The sequence below is a fragment of the Pseudomonas sp. FSL R10-1350 genome (assembly GCF_009600525.1).
Taxonomy (GTDB): domain Bacteria; phylum Pseudomonadota; class Gammaproteobacteria; order Pseudomonadales; family Pseudomonadaceae; genus Aquipseudomonas; species Aquipseudomonas helleri.
The window spans coordinates 1-3,983 of the sequence record NZ_WIVR01000122.1 but is presented as its reverse complement, the minus strand read 5'-3'; the positions used below and the strand labels follow the sequence as shown (position 1 = coordinate 3,983).

Below are 3,983 nucleotides of genomic sequence, written 5' to 3'. Positions count from 1 at the left end.
GGCCAGCGCCGCGGTGTTTGCCGCCAGCGTTCACGCCGCCCCGCAAGACGGCGGTGTGCTCAACCTGATCGCCCAGCCCGAGCCGCCGTCGCTGATGCACGGGGTGGTCACCCATGTCTCGACCCAATACGTCAGCGGCAAGATCCTCCAGGGCTTGCTGACCTTTGACACCGATCTCAAGCCCAAGCCGGTGCTGGCGCGCAGCTGGACGGTGTCACCGGACGGCCTCACCTACACCTTTGAATTGCAGCCCGACGTGCAATGGCACGACGGCAAGCCGTTCACCGCGTCTGACGTGAAGTTCAGCTTCGGCACCTTCTACCCCGAAGTCGATAAACGCATTGCCAGCGTGTTCGAGGAGTACCTCGACAGCATCGACGCCAGCCAGCCGCACCAAGTGGTCTTCCACCTGAAAAAACCTTTCGCGCCGTTCCTGTCATTGCTCGGCAGCGGCCTGCGCCCGATTGCCCCGGAGCACCTCTACGCGGGCACCGATTTTCGCAGCAACCCGTACAACCTCAAGCCGGTGGGCACCGGGCCGTTCATGTTTGCGGAATGGAAGCGCGGCGCTTACATCAAGCTGGTGAAGAACCCTAACTACTGGAAGAAAGGCTTGCCGCACCTGGACGCGATTGTCTTTCACGTGATCCCGGACGGCTCCTCCCGTGCTGCCGCTTTTGAACGCAACGACGTGCAGGTGCTGCGCAGCGGCGATGCCGACTACTCCGATCTCAAGCGCCTGGGCGCACTGCCGGGCGTGGAGTCTTCGGACAAGGGCTGGGAGCTGTACTCAGGGCTGGCCTACTTGCAGTTCAACACCCGCAAGCCACCGCTGAACAACCCCAAGGTTCGTCAGGCGATTCTGTATGCGCTGAACCGTCCGTTTATCGTCGACAACATCTTCTTTGGTGCGGGCAAGGTCTCGCCCGGTGCTTTCGCCTCCAGCTCGCCTTACCACGACCCGCAACTGCCGCAGTACGGCTATGACCTGGCCAAAGCCAAGGCGCTGATCGCTGAGTCCGGGGTGGACGTGGGTGCGGTGCGTATTCGTTTGCTCAACGGTGAAAAAGGCGGCGCCTGGGAACGTCTGGCCGAGTACACCCGCCAGGCCTTGCAGCCGCTGGGTTTCAAAGTGCAGGTGGTGACGTCGGACGCGGCGACCTGGTTCCAGCGCGTCAGCGATTGGGACTTTGACCTGACCTACAACTTTATCTTCCAGATCGGCGACCCGTACCTGGTCAACGCCTACCTGTACCGCACCGACTACATCCTCAAAACCTCGCCGTTCGCCAACGTCGGCGGCTACAGCAACCCGGACGTCGACAACCTGTGGAGCAAGGTTGCGGACACCCCTGAAGGCGCGGAGCGGACTCGCGTGTACAGCGAGCTGGAGCACAAGCTCAACGACGACCTGCCGGTGGCGCCGATCTTTGAGATGCGCTACCCGACGCTGTTCCACAGCCAGGTGAAAAACCTGCTGCAAACCGCCACCAGCCTTAACGAAGACTACGAGAGCGTCTACCTGGACGCCCCGGCGCCATGAGCGGCGTGTGGTTCCTCTGCGCGCGCCTTGGGCGTGCGCTGCTGATGATCCTTGGCGTGCTGGTGCTGAGCTTTTTGCTGGTGCGTTTGGCACCGGGGGATCCGGCGCAGTTGATGGCCGGTGAGGCGGGCGTGGACGATGCCCAGTACATCGCCAAGTTGCGCAGTGAGATGGGGTTGGATCAGCCGTTGCCCCAGCAGTTATTGCACTACTTGGGGCAGGTGGCGCACCTGGATCTGGGATATTCCTATCGCAATCAGGCGCCGGTCTGGGACTTGTTGTCCGAGCGCTTGCCCGCCACCTTGAGCCTGATGGGCTCGGCGTTTGTCATCTCGTCACTGTTCGGCGTGGCCCTTGGCGCATTGGCCGCGCTCAGCCGCCAGCGCCGCCGCTGGCTGGACGGGCTGATTTCCAATGGTGCGCTGTTGTTGTACGGCACGCCGCCGTTCTGGCTGGCGATGCTGTTGATTGTGTTGTTCTCGGTCAAGCTCGACTGGCTGCCCGCGTTCGGCATGCAGACCGTCGCCGCCGACCTGAGCGGCTTCGCCTGGCTGGGCGACCGGCTGCGCCATCTGGTGCTGCCGTGCCTGTCGCTGAGTTTTCTGTTCCTCGCGTTGTACGTGCACCTGACCCGCGCCGCCACCCTGGAGGCGTTGCAACAGGAACATGTCTACACGGCCCGTGCCAAAGGCCTGGCGCCGTCACGGATCGTCTTCGCCCACGTGCTGCGTAACGCGCTGCTGCCGGTGGTGACCTTTGCCGGGTTGCAACTGGGGCAACTGGCCAGCGGCGCCTTGCTGATTGAAGTGGTGTATTCCTGGCCGGGCATCGGCCGCTTGATGTACGACGCCCTGTCCCAACGTGATTACAGCGTGTTGCTGGGCGGCTTTTTACTGATCTCGGTGTTGGTGGTCGGTTTCAACCTGCTCACGGATTTGGCTTGCCGACTGATCGACCCGCGCATCGGCGCCGAAGGGGCAGCACGATGAGGGATTCCAGTGTGTGGCAACGTTTTATCGGGCAACCTGCGGCGCTGATCGGCGCGCTGTTTTTGTTGCTGCTGGGTCTGCTGGCCGTGGCGGCACCGTGGCTCTGCCAGGGCTCGCCCTGGGAGATGAACACCACGCCCATGCTCGCGCCGTTTACCCAGGCCGGGCATTGGCTGGGCAGCGACATGTTGGGCCGCGACCTGGCCACAGGTTTGCTGTACGGCGCCCGGGTGTCGCTGTCGGTGGGCGTGTTGGCGACGCTGGCCACCTTGCTCAACGGCTTGCTGGTGGGAGCATTGGCCGGTTACTTCGGCGGCTGGCTGGACGCGGTGCTGATGCGCGTGGCCGAGTTCTTCCAGATCATTCCGCAACTGGTGCTGGCGGTGATTCTGGTGGCGGTGCTGGAGCCGTCGCTGGGCACCATCGTGTTGGCCATCGCGCTGGTCGCCTGGCCTGCGGTGGCGCGGTTGGTGCGCAGCGAGTTCCTCAGCCTGCGCCAGCGTGAATTCGTGCAGGCTGCGCGGGTGCTGGGGCAAGCGCCGTTGGCCATCGTGTTTCGGCAAATCCTGCCCAATGCCTTGGCGCCGTTGCTGGTGACGCTGAGCTTTGTGATGGCCACGGCGATTCTCACCGAGGCGGCGCTGGCCTTTCTCGGCCTCGGCGACCCGGATGCCATGAGCTGGGGCTACATGATCAACGCCTCGCGCGGGATGCTGCGCGACGCCTGGTGGATGAGCCTGATGCCGGGGTTGGCGATTCTGTTTTGCGTGCTGGCGGTTAACCGTGTGGGCGAAGGTCTGCGCATTGCATTTGAACCTGCCCGTCGCCCTGGAGACTCAGCATGAGCGCAGCCCAACCGATTTTGCTCGACGTCGAGCACCTGCGCATCGCACTGCCTGCGGGCGGCGACCGCAGCCATGCGCTGCATGACGTGTCGCTGCACGTGCGCGAAGGGGAATGCCTGTGTGTGGTGGGCGAGTCCGGCTCGGGCAAGTCGATGCTGGCCAAGGCCCTGCTGCGCCTGCTGCCAGCACCTTTAAAAATCGAGCACGGCACCCTGCGCTGGCGTGGTGAAGACCTCGCCAACCTGGATGAACCGGCCATGCGCGCCCTGCGCGGGCGCGACATCAGCATGGTTTTTCAAGAGCCGATGAGCGCGCTCAACCCGTTGCTCAGCGTGGGCCGACAGATCGACGAAACCTTGCAGGCCCATGGCGTGAAAGACCGCGCCCAGCGCCGCGCTCGGGTTGTCGAGCTGCTCGGCTATGTCGGCCTGCCGGACCCGGAGCGGCTCTACCATGCCTACCCGTTTGAATTGTCCGGTGGCCAGCGCCAACGTGTGGTGATCGCCATGGCGCTGGCCTTTGCGCCGAAGCTGTTGATTGCGGACGAGCCGACCTCGGCATTGGACGTGACCACGCAACGGCAGATCCTCGATTTGCTGCGGCGCA

4 protein-coding genes are annotated in these 3,983 nt (G+C 63.9%); all 4 read left to right on the top strand.

The window, feature by feature from the left end:
* Positions 1 to 13 precede the first annotated feature (13 nt).
* Positions 14 to 1,543: an ABC transporter substrate-binding protein gene (locus GHO25_RS25185; RefSeq protein ID WP_372240977.1), complete on the top strand. Its 1,530-nt coding sequence runs from the start codon at positions 14 to 16 to the stop codon at positions 1,541 to 1,543.
* Positions 1,540 to 2,532 carry an ABC transporter permease gene (locus tag GHO25_RS25180; protein WP_153393260.1) on the top strand — a complete coding sequence of 331 codons (993 nt, stop codon included), beginning with the start codon at positions 1,540 to 1,542 and terminating at the stop codon, positions 2,530 to 2,532. Before GHO25_RS25185 ends, GHO25_RS25180 begins: the two co-directional genes overlap by 4 nt.
* The gene (locus tag GHO25_RS25175; RefSeq protein WP_153393258.1) at positions 2,529 to 3,377 is read left to right on the top strand and encodes an ABC transporter permease; all 849 of its coding nucleotides are present in this window, start codon (positions 2,529 to 2,531) and stop codon (positions 3,375 to 3,377) included. Before GHO25_RS25180 ends, GHO25_RS25175 begins: the two co-directional genes overlap by 4 nt.
* On the top strand, positions 3,374 to 3,983 hold a 610-nt coding region (locus GHO25_RS25170), incomplete at its 3' end, for an ABC transporter ATP-binding protein (RefSeq protein ID WP_153393255.1). The genes GHO25_RS25175 and GHO25_RS25170, both read left to right, overlap by 4 nt.